Source organism: Arthrobacter sp. Soc17.1.1.1 (genome assembly GCF_036867195.1).
Classification (GTDB): Bacteria; Actinomycetota; Actinomycetes; order Actinomycetales; family Micrococcaceae; genus Arthrobacter_D.
Window position 1 is genome coordinate 1,718,435 of record NZ_JBAJII010000001.1, and the last position, 15,667, is coordinate 1,734,101.

The window sequence follows — 15,667 nt, forward strand, 5'->3', positions numbered from 1 at the left end:
CCGGGCCGACCCGGCGCAGGCGGACAGATGAACCAAGACACGGTGCCCGCTCGAAGCGGGCCCGCGGGGCCAAGGCTGTCCCCTCCCGACGCTCCATCAAGGGGGAAGGATCCTTATCCGATGACTGCTCCAACACCAGAGACCTCGAACGGGACGCAGCCCACGCCGTCGACCCCGGCGCCCGTCGAATCTCCCTTCACGCGCTTCGCCGCCATCCCGGAGGCCACGGGCCTCTACGACCCCGAGAACGAGAAGGACGCGTGCGGCCTCGCCGTCATCGCGACCCTGCGCGGGGAGCCCGGCCACGACATCGTCGACGCCGCCCTGACCGCCCTGCGCAACCTCGAGCACCGCGGTGCCGTGGGCGCCGACGAGGGCACCGGGGACGGCGCGGGCCTGCTCACGCAGATCCCCGACGAGTTCTTCCGCGCCGTCGTCGACTTCCCGCTGCCGGCCGCCGGCTCCTACGTGGTCGGCACGGCGTTCCTGCCGGCCGAGGCGAAGGAGGAGGAGACGGCCCGTGCGGGCCTCGAGTCGATCGCCGAGGCCGAGGGCCTGGACGTGCTGGGCTGGCGGGTGGTTCCCGTCGTGGCCGATCTCGTGGGCGCCATGGCCCGGGCCTGCATGCCGCACTTCGTGCAGCTCTTCCTGGCGCCGACCGACGGCGCGGTGTCCGACCTCGACTCCCGCGCGTTCCGGGTCCGCAAGCGCGCGCAGAACAAGTTCGGCGTCTACTTCCCGTCCCTGTCCTCGAAGACGATCGTCTACAAGGGCATGCTGACCACGGCGCAGCTCGAGCCGTTCTACCCAGACCTCTCCGACGAGCGCTTCAAGACGCGCCTCGGGATCGTGCACTCCCGCTTCTCCACGAACACGTTCCCGTCGTGGCCCCTGGCCCAGCCGTTCCGCACCATCGCGCACAACGGCGAGATCAACACCGTCAAGGGCAATCGCAACTGGATGCGCGCCCGCCAGTCGCAGCTGTCCAACCGGCTGCTCGGGGACTCCCCGGAGGAGCTGTACCCGATCTGCACGCCGGGCGCCTCCGATTCCGCGTCCTTCGACGAGGTGGCCGAACTCCTGACCCTCTCGGGGCGGCCCATCACGCACTCGATCATGATGATGATCCCCGAGGCATGGGAGAACCACGCCACCATGGACCCGGCCCGCCGCGCCTTCTACCAGTACCACTCGATGCTCATGGAGCCCTGGGACGGGCCGGCCGCGGTGTCCTTCACCGACGGGCGCCTCGTCGGCGCCGTCCTCGACCGCAACGGCCTGCGCCCCGCCCGCTACTGGGTCACCGAGGACGGTCTCGTGATCCTCGCCTCCGAGGTGGGCGTGCTCGACATCGAGCCCTCCCGGGTGGTCCGCAAGGGCCGCGTCTCCCCGGGCAAGATGTTCCTCGTCGACACCGAGGACGGCCGGCTCATCGAGGACCAGGAGATCAAGGCCGAGGTGGCCGCCGCGAACCCGTGGGGGGAGTGGGTCAGGGAGAACCTGATCCAGCTCGAGGACCTGCCGGAACGCGAGCACGTCATCCACACGAAGGCCTCCATCAACCGCCGCCAGCGCACCTTCGGGTACACGCAGGAGGAACTGCGCATCCTCCTCGGCCCGATGGCGAAGAACGGTGCCGAGCCCCTCGGCGCCATGGGTTCCGACACCCCCATCGCCGTGCTCTCCAAGCGCCCGCGTCTGCTGTTCGACTACTTCGTGCAGTCCTTCGCGCAGGTCACCAACCCGCCGCTCGACTCCATCCGCGAGGAACTCGTGACCTCGATGGGCGTCACGATCGGCCCCGACGGCAACCTGCTGTCCACCGGACAGGTGCGCTCCAAGCAGATCGCCCTGAAGTTCCCCGTCATCACCAACGACGAACTCGCGAAGATCGCCAACCTCGAGACCGACGACGGCGACCGCCTCACCGTCCGCGTGCGCGGCCTGTACCGGCACGACGGCGGGGAGGCGGCCCTCCGCGCCCGCCTCGCGGAGATCTGCGAGCAGGTCTCCAGCGCGCTGAACCGCGGCGTGGAGTACGTGGTGCTGTCCGACCGCGACTCGAACGCCCAGTGGGCGCCCATCCCGTCCCTGCTCCTCACCAGTGCGGTGCACCACCACCTGCTGCGCAGCGCGAACCGCACCAAGACCTCCCTCGTGGTCGAGGCGGGCGACGTGCGCGAGGTCCACCACGTCGCCGTCCTCATCGGCTACGGTGCCTCGGCGGTCAACCCCTACCTGGCCATGGAGAGCTGCGAGGAGCTCGTCCGGAACGGCGACATCACCGGCGTCACCGCCGAGCAGGCCGTCGCTCACCTCATCAAGGGCCTCGGCAAGGGCGTCCTGAAGATCATGTCCAAGATGGGCATCTCCACGGTCAGCTCCTACTGCGGCGCCCAGACCTTCGAGGCGCTCGGACTCGCGCAGGAACTCGTCGACGAGTACTTCCACGGCACGCAGACCCAGCTGGGCGGCGTCGGGCTCGACGTCGTCGCGGCGGAGACCGCTGCCCGCCACGAGAGCGCGTACCCGCAGGACGGCATCGAGGACCCCCACCGCGGCCTCGACAACGGCGGCGAGTACCAGTGGCGCCGCGAGGGCCCGCCCCACCTGTTCAACCCCGAGACGGTGTTCCGGCTCCAGCACGCCACGCGCGAGCGCCGCTACGACATCTTCAAGTCCTACACGCGCGGCGTGGACGACCAGTCCAAGGACCTCATGACCCTCCGGGGGCTCCTGAAGCTGCGCGGCGACGCCCGCCCGCCCATCGGCATCGACGAGGTGGAGCCCGTCTCCGCCATCGTGAAGCGGTTCTCCACCGGCGCCATGAGCTACGGCTCCATCTCGCAGGAGGCGCACGAGACCCTCGCGATCGCGATGAACCGCCTCGGCGGCAAGTCCAACACCGGCGAGGGCGGCGAGGACGTCGAGCGCCTGCTCGACCCGGAGCGCCGCTCCGCCATCAAGCAGGTGGCCTCCGGCCGGTTCGGCGTGACGAGCCTGTACCTGACGAACGCCGACGACATCCAGATCAAGATGGCGCAGGGGGCCAAGCCCGGCGAGGGCGGCCAGCTGATGAGCCAGAAGGTGTACCCGTGGATCGCCCGCACGCGGCACTCCACACCCGGCGTCGCGCTCATCTCGCCGCCGCCGCACCACGACATCTACTCGATCGAGGACCTCGCCCAGCTCATCTACGACCTGAAGCGGTCCAACCCGAGCGCGCGCGTCCACGTCAAGCTCGTCTCCGAGGTGGGCATCGGCACGGTCGCCGCGGGCGTCACGAAGGCCAAGGCCGACGTCGTCCTGGTGTCCGGGCACGACGGCGGCACCGGTGCGAGCCCGCTCAACTCGCTGAAGCACGCCGGCATCCCGTGGGAGCTCGGCCTCGCCGAGACGCAGCAGACCCTGATGCTCAACGGCCTGCGCGACCGCGTGGTGGTGCAGGTGGACGGGCAGCTCAAGACCGGGCGCGACGTCGTCATCGCCGCGCTGCTCGGCGGCGAGGAGTTCGGCTTCGCGACGGCCCCGCTCGTGGTGTCCGGCTGCATCATGATGCGCGTCTGCCACCTCGACACCTGCCCCGTTGGCGTCGCGACGCAGAACCCGGAGCTGCGCAGCCGCTTCACGGGCAAGCCGGAGTTCGTGGTCAACTTCTTCGAGTTCATCGCCGAGGAGGTCCGCGAGATCCTCGCGGAGCTCGGGTTCCGCACGCTCGAGGAGGCCATCGGCCACAGCGAGCTGCTCGACGCCCGCGAGGCGATCGAGCACTGGAAGGCCGACGGACTCGATCTCGACCCGATCCTGCGCGGCAACGAGTTCGACTCGGGTGAGCCGATGCGCAACATGCTCCCGCAGAACCACGAGCTCGACCAGCACTTCGACAACAAGCTCATCGAGATGAGCGCCGACGCGCTGCACCACCGCTCGCCGGTCCGCATCTCGGTGGACGTCGTCAACACGGACCGCTCCGTCGGCACGATGCTCGGTCACGAGGTGACCCGCACGTTCGGGCTGGACACCCTGGGCACGAACACCATCGACGTGACCCTCACGGGCCAGGCGGGACAGTCGCTCGGCGCCTTCCTGCCGGCCGGTATCACCCTGCGGCTGCTCGGGGATTCCAACGACTACGTGGGCAAGGGGCTTTCCGGCGGCCGGATCATCGTCCGCCCGGACCGCTCCAACGTGTTCCGCGCGGAGGACAACGTCATCGCGGGCAATGTCATCGGCTACGGTGCCACGAGCGGCGAGATGTTCCTCCGCGGGCAGGTGGGCGAGCGGTTCCTCGTCCGCAACTCCGGCGCCACGGCGGTGGCCGAGGGCATCGGTGACCACGGCTGCGAGTACATGACCGGTGGCCAGGCCCTGATCCTCGGCCGCACGGGCCGCAACTTCGGCGCGGGCATGTCCGGCGGCACGGCCTTCGTGCTCGACCTCGACCGCGCCCGGGTGAACCGGCAGAGCCTCGAGAACGGGGAGCTGCTGCTCGTCGACCTGGACGCCGAGGACGTGGAGATCGTCCGCGGCCTGCTCATCCGCCACGTCGAGGAGACCGAGTCCACGCTCGCCGAGAGCCTGCTGGTGTCCTTCGAAGACACCGTCGCACGATTCACGAAGGTCCTGCCGCGCGACTACGCCGCGGTACTGGACGCCCGTGCCACCGCCGCCGAGCAGGGACTCGATCCCGACGGCGAGGAGGCATGGACCAAGATCCTGGAGGTGACCGGTGGCTGACCCACGCGGATTCATGAAGGTGCGCGAGCGCCAGACCCAGCCGCGGCGGCCCGTGCCGGTGCGCATCATGGACTGGCAGGAGGTGTACGAGGCGCAGGAGAAGGGCGTGCTGAAGTCGCAGGCCGGCCGCTGCATGGACTGCGGCATCCCGTTCTGCCACCAGGGCTGCCCGCTCGGCAACCTCATCCCGGAGTGGAACGACCTCACGTTCCGCGACAAGGGCCGCGAGGCGATCGAGCGGCTGCACGCCACGAACAACTTCCCGGAGTTCACGGGCCGCCTTTGCCCGGCGCCGTGCGAGTCCTCCTGCGTGCTCGGCATCAACCAGCCGCCCGTGACCATCAAGCAGGTCGAGGTCTCCATCGCCGACCAGGCGTTCGCGGAGGGCTGGGTGGAACCCCACCCGCCGGAGCGCCTGACCGACCGCACCATCGCCGTCGTGGGCTCCGGACCGGCCGGCCTCGCCGCGGCCCAGCAGCTGACGCGCGCCGGCCACACCGTCGCCGTCTACGAGCGGGACGACCGGATCGGCGGACTGCTGCGCTACGGCATCCCCGACTTCAAGATGGAGAAGATCCACCTCGAGCGCCGCCTGGACCAGATGAAGGCCGAGGGCACGCGCTTCCGCACCGGCGTCGACGTGGGCAGGGACATCAGCTGGGGACAGCTCAAGCGGCGCTACGACGCCGTCGTCGTCGCGACCGGGGCCACGGTGCCGCGGGACCTCGCCATCCCCGGCCGGGACCTCCAGGGCGTGCACTTCGCGATGGACTACCTCGTGCAGGCGAACCGCGTGGTGGCCGGCGAGGCCATCGAGGACCAGATCCACGCCGAGGGCAAGCACGTGGTCATCCTCGGCGGCGGCGACACCGGTGCCGACTGCCTCGGCACCGCCCACCGGCAGAAGGCCGCGAGCGTCACGACGCTCGCGATCGGCCAGCAGCCCCCGTCCGAACGGCGCCCGGACCAGCCGTGGCCGACATTCCCGACACTCTTCGACATCGCCAGCGCCCACGAGGAGGGCGGCGAGCGGCGCTACCTCGCGTCCACCGTGGAGTTCGTGGGCGACGACGGTGTGCTGCGCGGCATCAAGGTCGCGGAGACCGAGTTCGTGGACGGCCGCCGCGTGCCGAAGGCCGGGACCGAACGCGAGATCCCCGCGGACCTCGTGTTCCTCTCGCTCGGCTTCACGGGAGCCGAACCGGCGGGCATCACCGAGCAGGTCCACGCCGAGTTCGACGAGCGCGGCAACGTGGCACGCGACGGCTACTACATGACCAACACCCCGGGCGTCTTCTCGGCCGGCGACGCCGGCCGCGGCCAGTCGCTTATCGTGTGGGCCATCGCCGAAGGCCGCGCCTGCGCCGCCGCGGTGGACCAGTGGCTGATGGGCTCCACCAAGCTGCCCGCCCCCGTGGCACCCACCGACCGCTCCATCGCCGTCCTCTGACCGGCACCGGCACCACCCCTCCCCACCTACTTGCACCATTCCGACGACCCAACACGACTAGGCTAGGTTCATGAGACGCGCAAAAATCGTTGCCACCTTCGGCCCCGCAATCGCCAGCTATGAGAACACGCTCGCTGTGCTCGAGGCGGGCGTCGACGTGGCCCGGATGAACATGAGCCACGGTGACTACACCGTGCACAGCAGCACCTACGACAACGTCCGGCGTGCGTCGGAGGAGCTCGGCAAGCCCGTCGGCATCTTCGCCGACCTCCAGGGACCCAAGATCCGCCTCGGACGCTTCGCCGACGGCCCCCACGCCCTGGCCCCCGGCGACGTCTTCACCATCACCGTCGAGGACATCGAGGGCACGCAGGAGATCTCCTCCACCACGTTCAAGGGACTGCCGCAGGACGTCAACGTCGGCGACATGCTGCTCATCGACGACGGCAAGGTCTCACTGCGCGCCACCGCGGTCGACGACGTGAAGGTCACCACCGAGGTCGTCGTCGGCGGCATGGTGTCCAACAACAAGGGCATCAACCTGCCGGGCGTCGCCGTGAACGTCCCCGCCCTCAGCGACAAGGACGAGGAGGACCTCCGCTGGGCCATCCGGATCGGCGTCGACATGGTCGCCCTCTCCTTCGTGCGCGACGCCGGCGACGTGAAGCGCGTCCACGAGATCATGGACGAGGAAGGCCGCCGCGTCCCGGTCATCGCGAAGATCGAGAAGCCGCAGGCCGTCGACGCCCTCGAATCGATCATCGACGCGTTCGACGCGATCATGGTGGCCCGTGGCGATCTCGGCGTGGAGCTGCCGCTGCAGGACGTGCCGATCGTGCAGAAGCGCGCCGTGGAGCTGGCCCGCCGCTGGGCCAAGCCCGTCATCGTCGCCACGCAGGTCCTCGAGTCCATGATCGACAACCCGCGTCCCACGCGCGCCGAGGCCTCCGACTGCGCCAACGCCGTGCTCGACGGTGCAGACGCGGTCATGCTGTCCGGCGAGACGAGCGTCGGCAAGTACCCCATCGAGACGGTCCGCACCATGGCCGACATCATCGAGTCGACCGAGCGCCACGGCCTCGAGCGCGTCCCGCCGCTCGGCAGCAAGCCGAAGACCCGCGGCGGGGCCATCACGCGCGCCGCCGTCGAGATCTCGGACCAGCTCGACGCGAAGTACATTTGCACCTTCACCCAGTCGGGCGACTCCGCGCGCCGCCTGTCCCGCCTGCGCCCCAAGAAGCCCGTCTTCGCCTTCACGCCGGTGCAGTCCACCCTGAACGCCATGTCCCTCATCTGGGGCATCCAGCCCAAGCTCGTCGAGTTCGTCGCGCACACCGACGAGATGACCGCCCAGGTGGACAAGGTGCTCTTCGAGCAGGGCCTGGTCGAGGTGGACGACCTCGTGGTGATCGCCGCCGGGTCCCCTCCCGGACAGGCCGGCTCGACGAACTCCATCAAGGTGCACCGCGTCGGCGACATCACCGACGCCGGACAGCTGCCGGACGACCACACGTCCTACGTCAAGGAGGACGTCGGCCCCTGGCCCGTCAAGAAGAAGTAGCGCGTCCCTGGACGCAGAAGACCCCCACCCGTTCCGGGTGGGGGTCTTTTTCGTGGCTCCGGTCGGATCCGTAGACCCTGCTCGTCGACCCTGCTCTCAGTTGACCTGGTTAATGATCGTCTCGGCGACCTCGCGCATGCTGAGGCGGCGGTCCATGGACGTCTTCTGGATCCAGCGGAAGGCCTCGGGCTCGGTGAGGCCCATCTTGGTGGTCAGGAGGCTCTTGGCGCGCTCCACGAGCTTGCGGGTGGCGAACTGCTCCTGCAGGTCGGATACCTCGGCCTCGAGGGCCTTGATCTCCTCGTGGCGCGACATCGCGATCTCGATGGCGGGGATCAGGTCTGCCGGCGTGAAGGGCTTGACGACGTACGCCATGGCCCCGGCGTCGCGCGCCCGTTCGATGAGTTCCTTCTGGCTGAAGGCGGTGAGCAGGACCACGGGGGCGATCCTGGCCTTGACGATCTGCTCGGCGGCGGTGATGCCGTCCATGACGGGCATCTTCACGTCCATGAGGACGAGGTCGGGCTTGTGCTCCTCGGCGAGTGCCACGGCCTTCTCGCCGTTGTCGGCCTCGGCCACGACTTCGTAGCCCTCCCCACGCAGGATCTCGATGATGTCGAGCCGGATGAGCGTCTCGTCCTCGGCCACGATGACCCGGCGTGCGGGTCCGGCGGGCGTGGATTCGGTGGGTTCAGACACTGTTGCTCCTTGATGATGGTGGCGTTCCGGTGGGTCCGCGGAGAGCTCGTTCGCGTACCCGGAAACAGACTATCGGCATGTAGAGTGGATTCGCGCACCGGCGGATGCGGAAGCAGGGCTTCCCTCCCGCTACCGGGGTGCAGACGGCCCGAATGGCGGAATTGGCAGACGCGCTGCACTCAAAATGCAGTATCGAGAGGTGTGTGGGTTCGAGTCCCACTTCGGGCACCTAAAACTCCCAGTCAAAGCGGGGTAGCCCCCGTGTGTGTGGACAAAAGTTGTAATAGTGTGGACAGCAGTCCACTATTACGGCCATGGCGAGCATCAAGGTACGGCAGCGTAAGAACGGGTCCAGCTCCTTCACCGTGTGCTGGAGGGACCCTCAGTCCAGGCGCGAGCAGGGCATAACGTTCGACTCCCGAGGAGAGGCCGAGACCCTCAAAAGGCTCCTCGAAACGAACGGCAATTCCTTCGAAATTGCGCAGCACGCCATCGTCCAAAACAACACCACGACGCCTACAGTTGCCGCCGTCGTGACTGAGCACATCGACCAGCTCATCCGACCCACGAAGCAGACGATCCACAACTACCGGACGATGCTCGAGCGGCACATCGACGGCGTCATCGGCCACATTCCGATCGACAAGCTCGACCACAAACACGTCACGCACTTGGTGCGTGCGCTCATGGACAAAGGGCTGAGCCCGAAGACGATCCGCAACATCCACGGACTTCTCGCGAGCTCCATGGAAACCGCCGTCCGCTACGGGTACCGCGGGGACAACCCGTGCCGGGGTACGGCGCTGCCGAGCATCGAAAAGGTCGAAGATGACGCGCAGTTCCTGACGGCCGGAGAGTTCGCCATGGTGCACCAGCAGCTCGATGACCAGTACAAGGACCTGGCAGCGTTCCTGGTGCTCACAGGAGCCCGCTACGGGGAAGCCACAGCGATCACGGTGGGCGACGTCGACCTGATGGCCAAACCGCCCACCGTGCGCATCACGAAGGCGTGGAAGCGCGACGGGTCGAAGGGCCACTACGTCGGAGTTACGAAGACGCCCAACAGCAAACGCACTGTCTCCCTGCCGCCGACGCTTGTTGAAATGCTCATCCCGCTCGTCGCAAGCCGCCCCGCGGACGAGTTGCTTTTCACCGGGCCCCAGGGCGGGCGGGTGCAGCACAAGCTGTTCTGGCACCACCACTGGGTGCCTGCTGTGCGTCGAGCGCAGGCAGAGGGCTTGGCGAAAGCGCCGAGGATCCATGACCTGCGGCACACGCATGCGTCCTGGCTCATTCAGGACGGACAGTCCCTGTTCAGCGTTAGCCGACGACTCGGGCACAGCTCCACAGACATGACTGACCGAATCTATAGTCACCGGATGCCTGATGCCCTGCAAGGATCGGCAGACGCCAGCGAGCGTGCGCTGCAGGGGCTGCGCTTCTAGTCGAGGCTATCCGACGCCCTGCCCGAAGTTCATTGCATCCAAAGGGACTTAGGTCCCCTCATCACCTTTATGGGACAACGTGCCTCGAGCGCTAACGCCGGGTTAGTCGGTCGGGAGGTCCTCTGGTGCCAGCTTCCCGCGCTGCTTCTCGGCCTGCTCGTACATGCGGGCGATGTACTCCTCAAGCTTCACCCGCTCGACTCGCCACTGCCCGCGGCCGCCCACCTGAATCGCGGGAAGATCGCCGGACTTCACCAGCGCGTACATCTGCGACTGACTCACCGCCAGCTCCGCGGCGACATCGGGCAGGGTCATGAAACGGGGTTGATCGGCCATGAGCTGATCCTAGTGGGATGAAGTGGAATCAACCGTCGCGGTTGCGCCGAGGCTCCTCGATCTTTCGCCGGCTGACGACGTTCGCGTTCACCCAAGCCTCCCGGGCCATGCTGTACTCCACCCACTGGCAGAGAACGAGGTTGTTCGTCCACGCCATCGCGAAGCCCTTGACCGTCTGTGTCCGGCCGTCCGGGTAAATGAGGTCGCACCAGATGGGCGGAGCCTTCTCCGTGGTTCTGGTGACGCCCTCGGTCGGCTCAGGGAGCGACATGGGCGGCACGAACCGATCACGAGATGGTGGGATGCCGTGCCAGCCTGGCCGGGGTGCGCGTTCCATGGCGAAACCGTAGACCTCGGCAATGACAACTAGCGCAAACTCTTGCGTATCAGGAACGGTTTGTGCACTCGACTGATGGTAAGCCGGGTGATGGTTCAGGCGTTACTGCCAACAGTAGGCTCAGTCCATCATCTTTCAGCCGCCTCCGCGGCTTCCTATGGGGAGACACCTTTTGATCGAGCTATTACGGCGGACTGTGTCCGTCGCTGCCGCTTGCGTCGTTGCAGCCGGCAGCATCACTATGACCTCCACGGCCGCTAACGCCTACATCGAGCCGGGAGCTACAACCACGTCGAATGCTCTGTTCCAGGAGTTGCCGTACAGCGGGAGCGCTCCTGCGGGATACGATCGGAGCCTTTTCACCCACTGGACCGACGACGATGGCGACTGCCAGGACACCCGCCAGGAAGTCCTCATCGCTGAATCACTGACACCTGTCACTCTCTCCAGCAATGGTTGCTCCGTCATCTCCGGTCAGTGGTATTCAACGTACGACAACCAATATTGGTCGAACCCCAGTGACGTCGACATCGACCACTTCGTTCCCCTCGCCGAGGCATACCGTTCCGGAGCATCCGCCTGGAGCCCTCAGCAGCGCCAAGCGTTCGCGAATGATCTGAGTTATTCACCAACCCTCGTTGCTATGACTGATTCGCTGAACCAGAGCAAGAGCGACGGAGACCCAAACGAGTGGCTGCCGCCGGTCGCGAGTACTCAATGCGCCTACGTCCAAAATTGGGTCGCGGTGAAATACCGCTGGGGTCTTTCAATGGACGACTTCGAAGCCCGAATCATCTTCTCCATCCTCAGCTACAACGGCTGCGGGGATGCCGCCGTCACCGCACCCGCTCAGGCCATTGGTTTCCAAGCTCCACAGCCTGACCGCTACCCGCTGTTCAAGAACAGCTACGACGGCACAATCTACGAGCAGATCAACGGGACGCCTTACCCGATCTCGTACGAGAGGTGGCGGGACGTCTACAACTTCGAGGCACCACAGCCGACCCGCACCGACTACGTGAAGTACCCCTGGTCGCCGACTGTGTACGCGGTAACGTTCTGGACCAACGAGGAGGCGTCGTGGCAGTGGACGCCCATCACCTACAACCAGTACCTGACTGCTGGATCCCCGTCTCCGAGGATTGCCGGCTGGATCAAGGGCAGCTACTACTACAAGTGGGGCACGAACGCCGAGATCTTCGTCGAAGGCGCTGACGGCGTGAACCACAAGCTCACCGGGCCCGAATGGGCAGCATCCGGGTACCGGTCCTTCGTCGACCGCGCCAACGAGGGTGTCTTGAAGCTCTCCTGGGCGCCGGAGCTGGTATGGATGAACAACATCAGCGCCGGCCAGGGGAACGCCCTCAGCTACCCGCGTTGGCAGGAAGAAGCCTTCCCGACACCACAGACCGTACGCCGGATCAACGGCGACCAGTTCTACCAGAACTACGGCAGCACCACGATCTGGTACGCCGGCCCGGGTATGAACCGCCCCGTGAGCTACAACGAGTGGGTCGGAGCCGGCTCACCCCGTCCCACGATGCAGGGCACTCCTCCCGCGCCGCCGACCACCCCGCAGCCGCCAGCACCACAGCCGCCACCGCCAACCACGCCTCAGCCGCCGGCGCCTCAGCCGCCACCGCCGAGCAACGTGTACTACCCGAACTGCGACGCAGTACGGGCAGCTGGCAAAGCACCCCTGTACCGCGGGCAGCCCGGCTACCGACCGGGCCTTGACCGTGAAGGCGACGGTATCGCCTGCGAGTAGTCCCTCGAGCAGCAACAAAAGCGCCCCCATCCATCTTGGGTGGGGGCGCTCCTGCACTAAGCCGAATTTATCTGCGGGTGGCGGAAGAGAGCGGGCCTTCAGCTTCGGCATATCGTAGTGAAGTGAAGCGTGCGAGGAGGACACTTGGCCTGCCCCAGAGAACTGAATACTGCCGTCTATGCAATGCCACCGATAAGCGAACGAACCGAGAAGACGTCCTCCCTACGTGGCTTCGCAACGTTCTGGGTGGTATTCACAAGCAGGCCGGGCTGCTTGAGCTTCCACCGCGTACCTTCCTCCGGATGTGCGTCGCCCACAACTCCATGCTCTCCACGCTTTTGGAGAATCCGCTCGCGCCGCTGCTGAAAACGATGATGGCTGGCGAGGAGACGACGCTCAGCCCGGAGCAGCAAGCACTGCTACTTGCTTGGCTTATCAAGACGACGGCACTCTTCGACCTAGTTGCTCTCGAGGAGTTTGAACGTAGGGAGCGCGACCATACTCGTGGAAAGCGGTCCAGGGAGGAACTTCAGGACCTGGTCTTGCAACTAATCGCGCGGGGTGGGGTGCCCCTCGACACATGGGCCGCAGCTGTCTGTTACGTAATACCAGAGGATGGTCGTTCCACCTCGACGCGCAGTCCGCTACCGGCCATAGAACGGCCCGATCACACCGCAATTACTTCCTATCCTCACTTGGTCGCTTTGTCCACCTGGGGAACCGAAGCCCAAGCTAACGCCTTTCGGAGCTACATGGGCGCGCTCAACGGGTGGCATGTCCTCACCAATGAGGCGACAGAGAACTTGGACTGGCGGGTCAATCTTGGCGTTACACCCTCCGATGTCGCGACCATTCGGAGCGCTGCCGGGCACCTGCCGCCAATGGGTTGGGTCTTTGCGACCAGCGAGCGTGAGCGGCAGCAGGCGAAGCGAAACCCGACCATCACGATGCATGGGGACGATCCGCAAGACCTTCAAAATGTCGGGCATGCCCTCGCTGAATTGGGCGTCGCTCGGATCGAGGTTAGTGTCTACAATCCTGGTTCAAGCATCAACTGAGCTCCCTAGGGCTTGTCATTTCGCGGGCCCGTAGGTGTAGGTCCGACCGCCGCTGCATTGAGCCGGATATATGCGCCGTACCATTGGGGCAGTATCGGATCCAACGCCTGGGGAAAACATGGTCTCTCTTCTCACTCGATCGCGCTCCAAATCGGCGCGCCCGAAAGCCAAAAAGTCAGGAAGCGCGCTGCGACCGGACATTCAGGGCCTCCGCGCTCTCGCTGTCGTCGCAGTGATCCTTGACCACCTCTTGGGCTGGCCCAGCGGCGGCTTCGTCGGTGTGGACATCTTCTTTGTCCTCTCCGGCTTCCTGATCACAGGGCTTCTTCTACGGGAGCAGGAGCGCACAGGAAGAATCTCGTTCTCAGGCTTCTACCGGCGTCGCATCAAGCGCATCCTGCCAGCCGCCGTGCTGGTCCTCGTTCTCACTGTCGCCGCCGCCTTCCTGGCATTCAACGACGCTCGAGCGAAAAGCACCTTGGTCGACTCGGTGTGGGCGTTGCTGTTCGGCGCTAACTGGCGTCAAGCCATTGTCGGCACTGATTACTTCGCGGCGGGCGGTCCAGAGTCACCCGTCCAGCACTATTGGTCACTCGCAGTCGAAGAGCAGTTCTACATCATCTGGCCGTGGCTCATGGTTGCGCTCTTCTTCATTGCCGCACGCGGATTCGGGTACCGGGACAGGCCCCGACTCATCGCAGGTTTCGCGATGCTGGCAATAACAGTCGCGTCATTCGCCTGGTCGGTCTTCGAGACAAGCACCTCACCGACAACCGCTTACTTTTCCACCTTCTCCAGGGCGTGGGAACTTGGCGTAGGCGCCCTCCTTGCCTGCGCCTCCACCATGATGGTGCGCCTATCTGCCACACTTCGTCCCTACCTCGCCTGGGCAGGGCTGGCTGGCATCGCTGTCTCCCTCTTCACCATCACAGCTGAGACAGCATTCCCCGGGCCCTCTGCGGCACTTCCTGTCCTTTCAACCGCGCTTGTCATCGCGGCAGGCACCGGTACCGCCACGCATAGAGGACTAGCACCGCTCACCAATAGCGTCAGCGGATACATCGGAGACATCTCCTACTCCCTCTACCTCTGGCACTTCCCAGTTATCGTCATCGGCGTCACGCTCTTTGGAGACGGGCCAGCTCAAATCGCGCTCATCGCCCTGACCTTCACTGCGGGCGCCATCTACGCCTACCACTTGATTGAAGATCCCATTCGGAAATCGGACTGGCTGAACGGCTCCAATGGCAAGGGCGGTTCGAGCAATGGGCTCTTCAGGCCAGCGTCGCACGCCTACAAGATGACCGCACTCAGCCTCCTCCTTGCGATAGCCGCGGTGTGTGTCACTATCGCGCTGATTCCTGTGCGTGCTCCCGTGGCTACGGCAGTACCCGCCCCAAGCATGAGCAGCACTGCAGAGGCCGTGCCATCCACAACACCTCAACTGGAAGATCTCCAAGCCAAGATGGCGTCCGCTCTCGCGGCGCCGGAATGGCCGCAAAGCTTGCTGCCCGCTCTCGATGAAGCCTTGGTTAGCCCGCAGGCGCCGGCGGACGTTATGCCCTGCGGTGAGGGGGTAGTGGATGAGAGCACGTGTACATGGGGGGATGATCAGGCTGAGCGCACGGCAATGACCATTGGCAATTCCATCAGCATGACTTACGTTGAGGCGCTTCGTTCTGCGATGGGAACAGACAGCGGATGGAAACTGATGAGCTACGGAATGTTCGGATGCCCGATCGCGGATTCTGCGGCGGTGCCGGTTGATTGGGCGGAGGGGTGCAGCGAGAGATTGGATGCGACCGTCGAGGCCATCAACCGCATTGAGCCTGACGTCGTTTTTGTCTCAGGGGTTGATTCTGCAGAATCCGTCAAGGTTCAACTGGGTAAGGTAACCGTTCCCACGAAGTTTGTTTTCCTGCCTGGCCCCCCGGGCGACAACGACTTGACCGATTGCTACACCCGGCTGAGCAGCCCTGCAGATTGCATGGGCGAGCTGCAATCAGACTTCGGTCAGACAGAGCGGAATCTGGCAGCGGATCTCAACGGAACCTTCGTCGACTCCAGCGACTGGTTCTGCTATCAAGGCAACTGCCCGGCCTACGTCGAAGGCACCGTCATGAAAATGGACAACCGGCACATGACGCCGCAGTACGCCAACTACATCGGCCCCGTAATCCGAGAGCATCTAGATGGGCTGGGCATTCTGCAGCCACTCGGCACCTAACCTAGGCGACATTCCCTTGCTCATGCACGAAGCAGCCCCAGCCTTCGAA

Annotated in this window: 10 protein-coding genes and 1 tRNA gene; 8 read left to right on the forward strand and 3 right to left on the reverse strand. The window is 65.6% G+C overall.

Going from position 1 to position 15,667, the window contains the following annotated elements; genetic code table 11:
• Nucleotides 1-120: 120 nt before the first annotated feature.
• The 3 genes from gltB to pyk all read left to right on the forward strand — a co-directional run bounded on the left by gltB (nt 121) and on the right by pyk (nt 7,748).
• The gene (gene gltB, locus V6S67_RS07790; RefSeq protein ID WP_334209700.1) at nt 121-4,737 is read left to right on the forward strand and encodes a glutamate synthase large subunit; all 4,617 of its coding nucleotides are present in this window, start codon (nt 121-123) and stop codon (nt 4,735-4,737) included.
• A complete protein-coding gene (locus tag V6S67_RS07795; RefSeq protein ID WP_334209701.1) occupies nt 4,730-6,187 on the forward strand; it encodes a glutamate synthase subunit beta in 1,458 nt (485 codons plus the stop codon). The genes gltB and V6S67_RS07795 overlap by 8 nt, the downstream gene beginning before the upstream one ends.
• Nucleotides 6,188-6,257: 70 nt before the next feature.
• Nucleotides 6,258-7,748 (forward strand): pyruvate kinase, encoded by a 1,491-nt coding sequence (gene pyk / locus V6S67_RS07800; protein WP_334209702.1) that lies wholly within the window; start codon nt 6,258-6,260, stop codon nt 7,746-7,748.
• Between the two features lie 96 nt (nt 7,749-7,844).
• On the opposite strand, the gene V6S67_RS07805 is transcribed toward pyk, so the two are convergent.
• Nucleotides 7,845-8,447, reverse strand: a complete 603-nt coding sequence (locus V6S67_RS07805) for an ANTAR domain-containing response regulator (RefSeq protein WP_208741031.1) — start codon at nt 8,445-8,447, stop codon at nt 7,845-7,847.
• Nucleotides 8,448-8,593: 146 nt separating this feature from the next.
• Here V6S67_RS07805 and V6S67_RS07810 point away from each other — a divergent pair.
• Nucleotides 8,594-8,675 (forward strand) — tRNA-Leu (locus tag V6S67_RS07810).
• 86 nt (nt 8,676-8,761) lie between these two features.
• The gene (locus tag V6S67_RS07815; RefSeq protein ID WP_334209703.1) at nt 8,762-9,892 is read left to right on the forward strand and encodes a tyrosine-type recombinase/integrase; all 1,131 of its coding nucleotides are present in this window, start codon (nt 8,762-8,764) and stop codon (nt 9,890-9,892) included.
• 102 nt (nt 9,893-9,994) lie between these two features.
• Here the strand turns inward: V6S67_RS07815 and V6S67_RS07820 are convergent, their stop codons facing one another.
• A complete protein-coding gene (locus V6S67_RS07820) occupies nt 9,995-10,228 on the reverse strand; it encodes a helix-turn-helix transcriptional regulator (RefSeq protein ID WP_334209704.1) in 234 nt (77 codons plus the stop codon).
• 28 nt (nt 10,229-10,256) lie between these two features.
• Nucleotides 10,257-10,565, reverse strand: coding sequence for a hypothetical protein (locus V6S67_RS07825; RefSeq protein ID WP_334209705.1), 309 nt, complete (start codon nt 10,563-10,565; stop codon nt 10,257-10,259).
• A 241-nt stretch (nt 10,566-10,806) separates the two neighbouring features.
• On the opposite strand from V6S67_RS07825, the gene V6S67_RS07830 reads away from it, so the two are divergent.
• The 3 genes from V6S67_RS07830 to V6S67_RS07840 all read left to right on the forward strand — a co-directional run bounded on the left by V6S67_RS07830 (nt 10,807) and on the right by V6S67_RS07840 (nt 15,618).
• Nucleotides 10,807-12,333, forward strand: a complete 1,527-nt coding sequence (locus tag V6S67_RS07830) for an excalibur calcium-binding domain-containing protein (protein WP_334209706.1) — start codon at nt 10,807-10,809, stop codon at nt 12,331-12,333.
• A 302-nt stretch (nt 12,334-12,635) separates the two neighbouring features.
• Nucleotides 12,636-13,391, forward strand: a complete 756-nt coding sequence (locus V6S67_RS07835) for a hypothetical protein (RefSeq protein WP_334209707.1) — start codon at nt 12,636-12,638, stop codon at nt 13,389-13,391.
• Between the two features lie 118 nt (nt 13,392-13,509).
• Nucleotides 13,510-15,618 (forward strand): acyltransferase family protein, encoded by a 2,109-nt coding sequence (locus tag V6S67_RS07840; RefSeq protein ID WP_334209708.1) that lies wholly within the window; start codon nt 13,510-13,512, stop codon nt 15,616-15,618.
• Nucleotides 15,619-15,667 lie beyond the last annotated feature (49 nt).

What these genes read in the sequence shown, in the direction of transcription:
- gltB (WP_334209700.1), top strand. Translation starts at nt 121, where the DNA reads ATGACTGCTCCAACACCAGAGACCTCGAACGGGACGCAGCCCACGCCG.
- pyk (WP_334209702.1), top strand. Translation starts at nt 6,258, where the DNA reads ATGAGACGCGCAAAAATCGTTGCCACCTTCGGCCCCGCAATCGCCAGC.
- V6S67_RS07815 (WP_334209703.1), top strand. Translation starts at nt 8,762, where the DNA reads ATGGCGAGCATCAAGGTACGGCAGCGTAAGAACGGGTCCAGCTCCTTC.
- V6S67_RS07820 (WP_334209704.1), bottom strand. Translation starts at nt 10,228, where the DNA reads ATGGCCGATCAACCCCGTTTCATGACCCTGCCCGATGTCGCCGCGGAG.
- V6S67_RS07825 (WP_334209705.1), bottom strand. Translation starts at nt 10,565, where the DNA reads ATGGAACGCGCACCCCGGCCAGGCTGGCACGGCATCCCACCATCTCGT.
- V6S67_RS07830 (WP_334209706.1), top strand. Translation starts at nt 10,807, where the DNA reads ATGACCTCCACGGCCGCTAACGCCTACATCGAGCCGGGAGCTACAACC.
- V6S67_RS07835 (WP_334209707.1), top strand. Translation starts at nt 12,636, where the DNA reads ATGTGCGTCGCCCACAACTCCATGCTCTCCACGCTTTTGGAGAATCCG.
- V6S67_RS07840 (WP_334209708.1), top strand. Translation starts at nt 13,510, where the DNA reads ATGGTCTCTCTTCTCACTCGATCGCGCTCCAAATCGGCGCGCCCGAAA.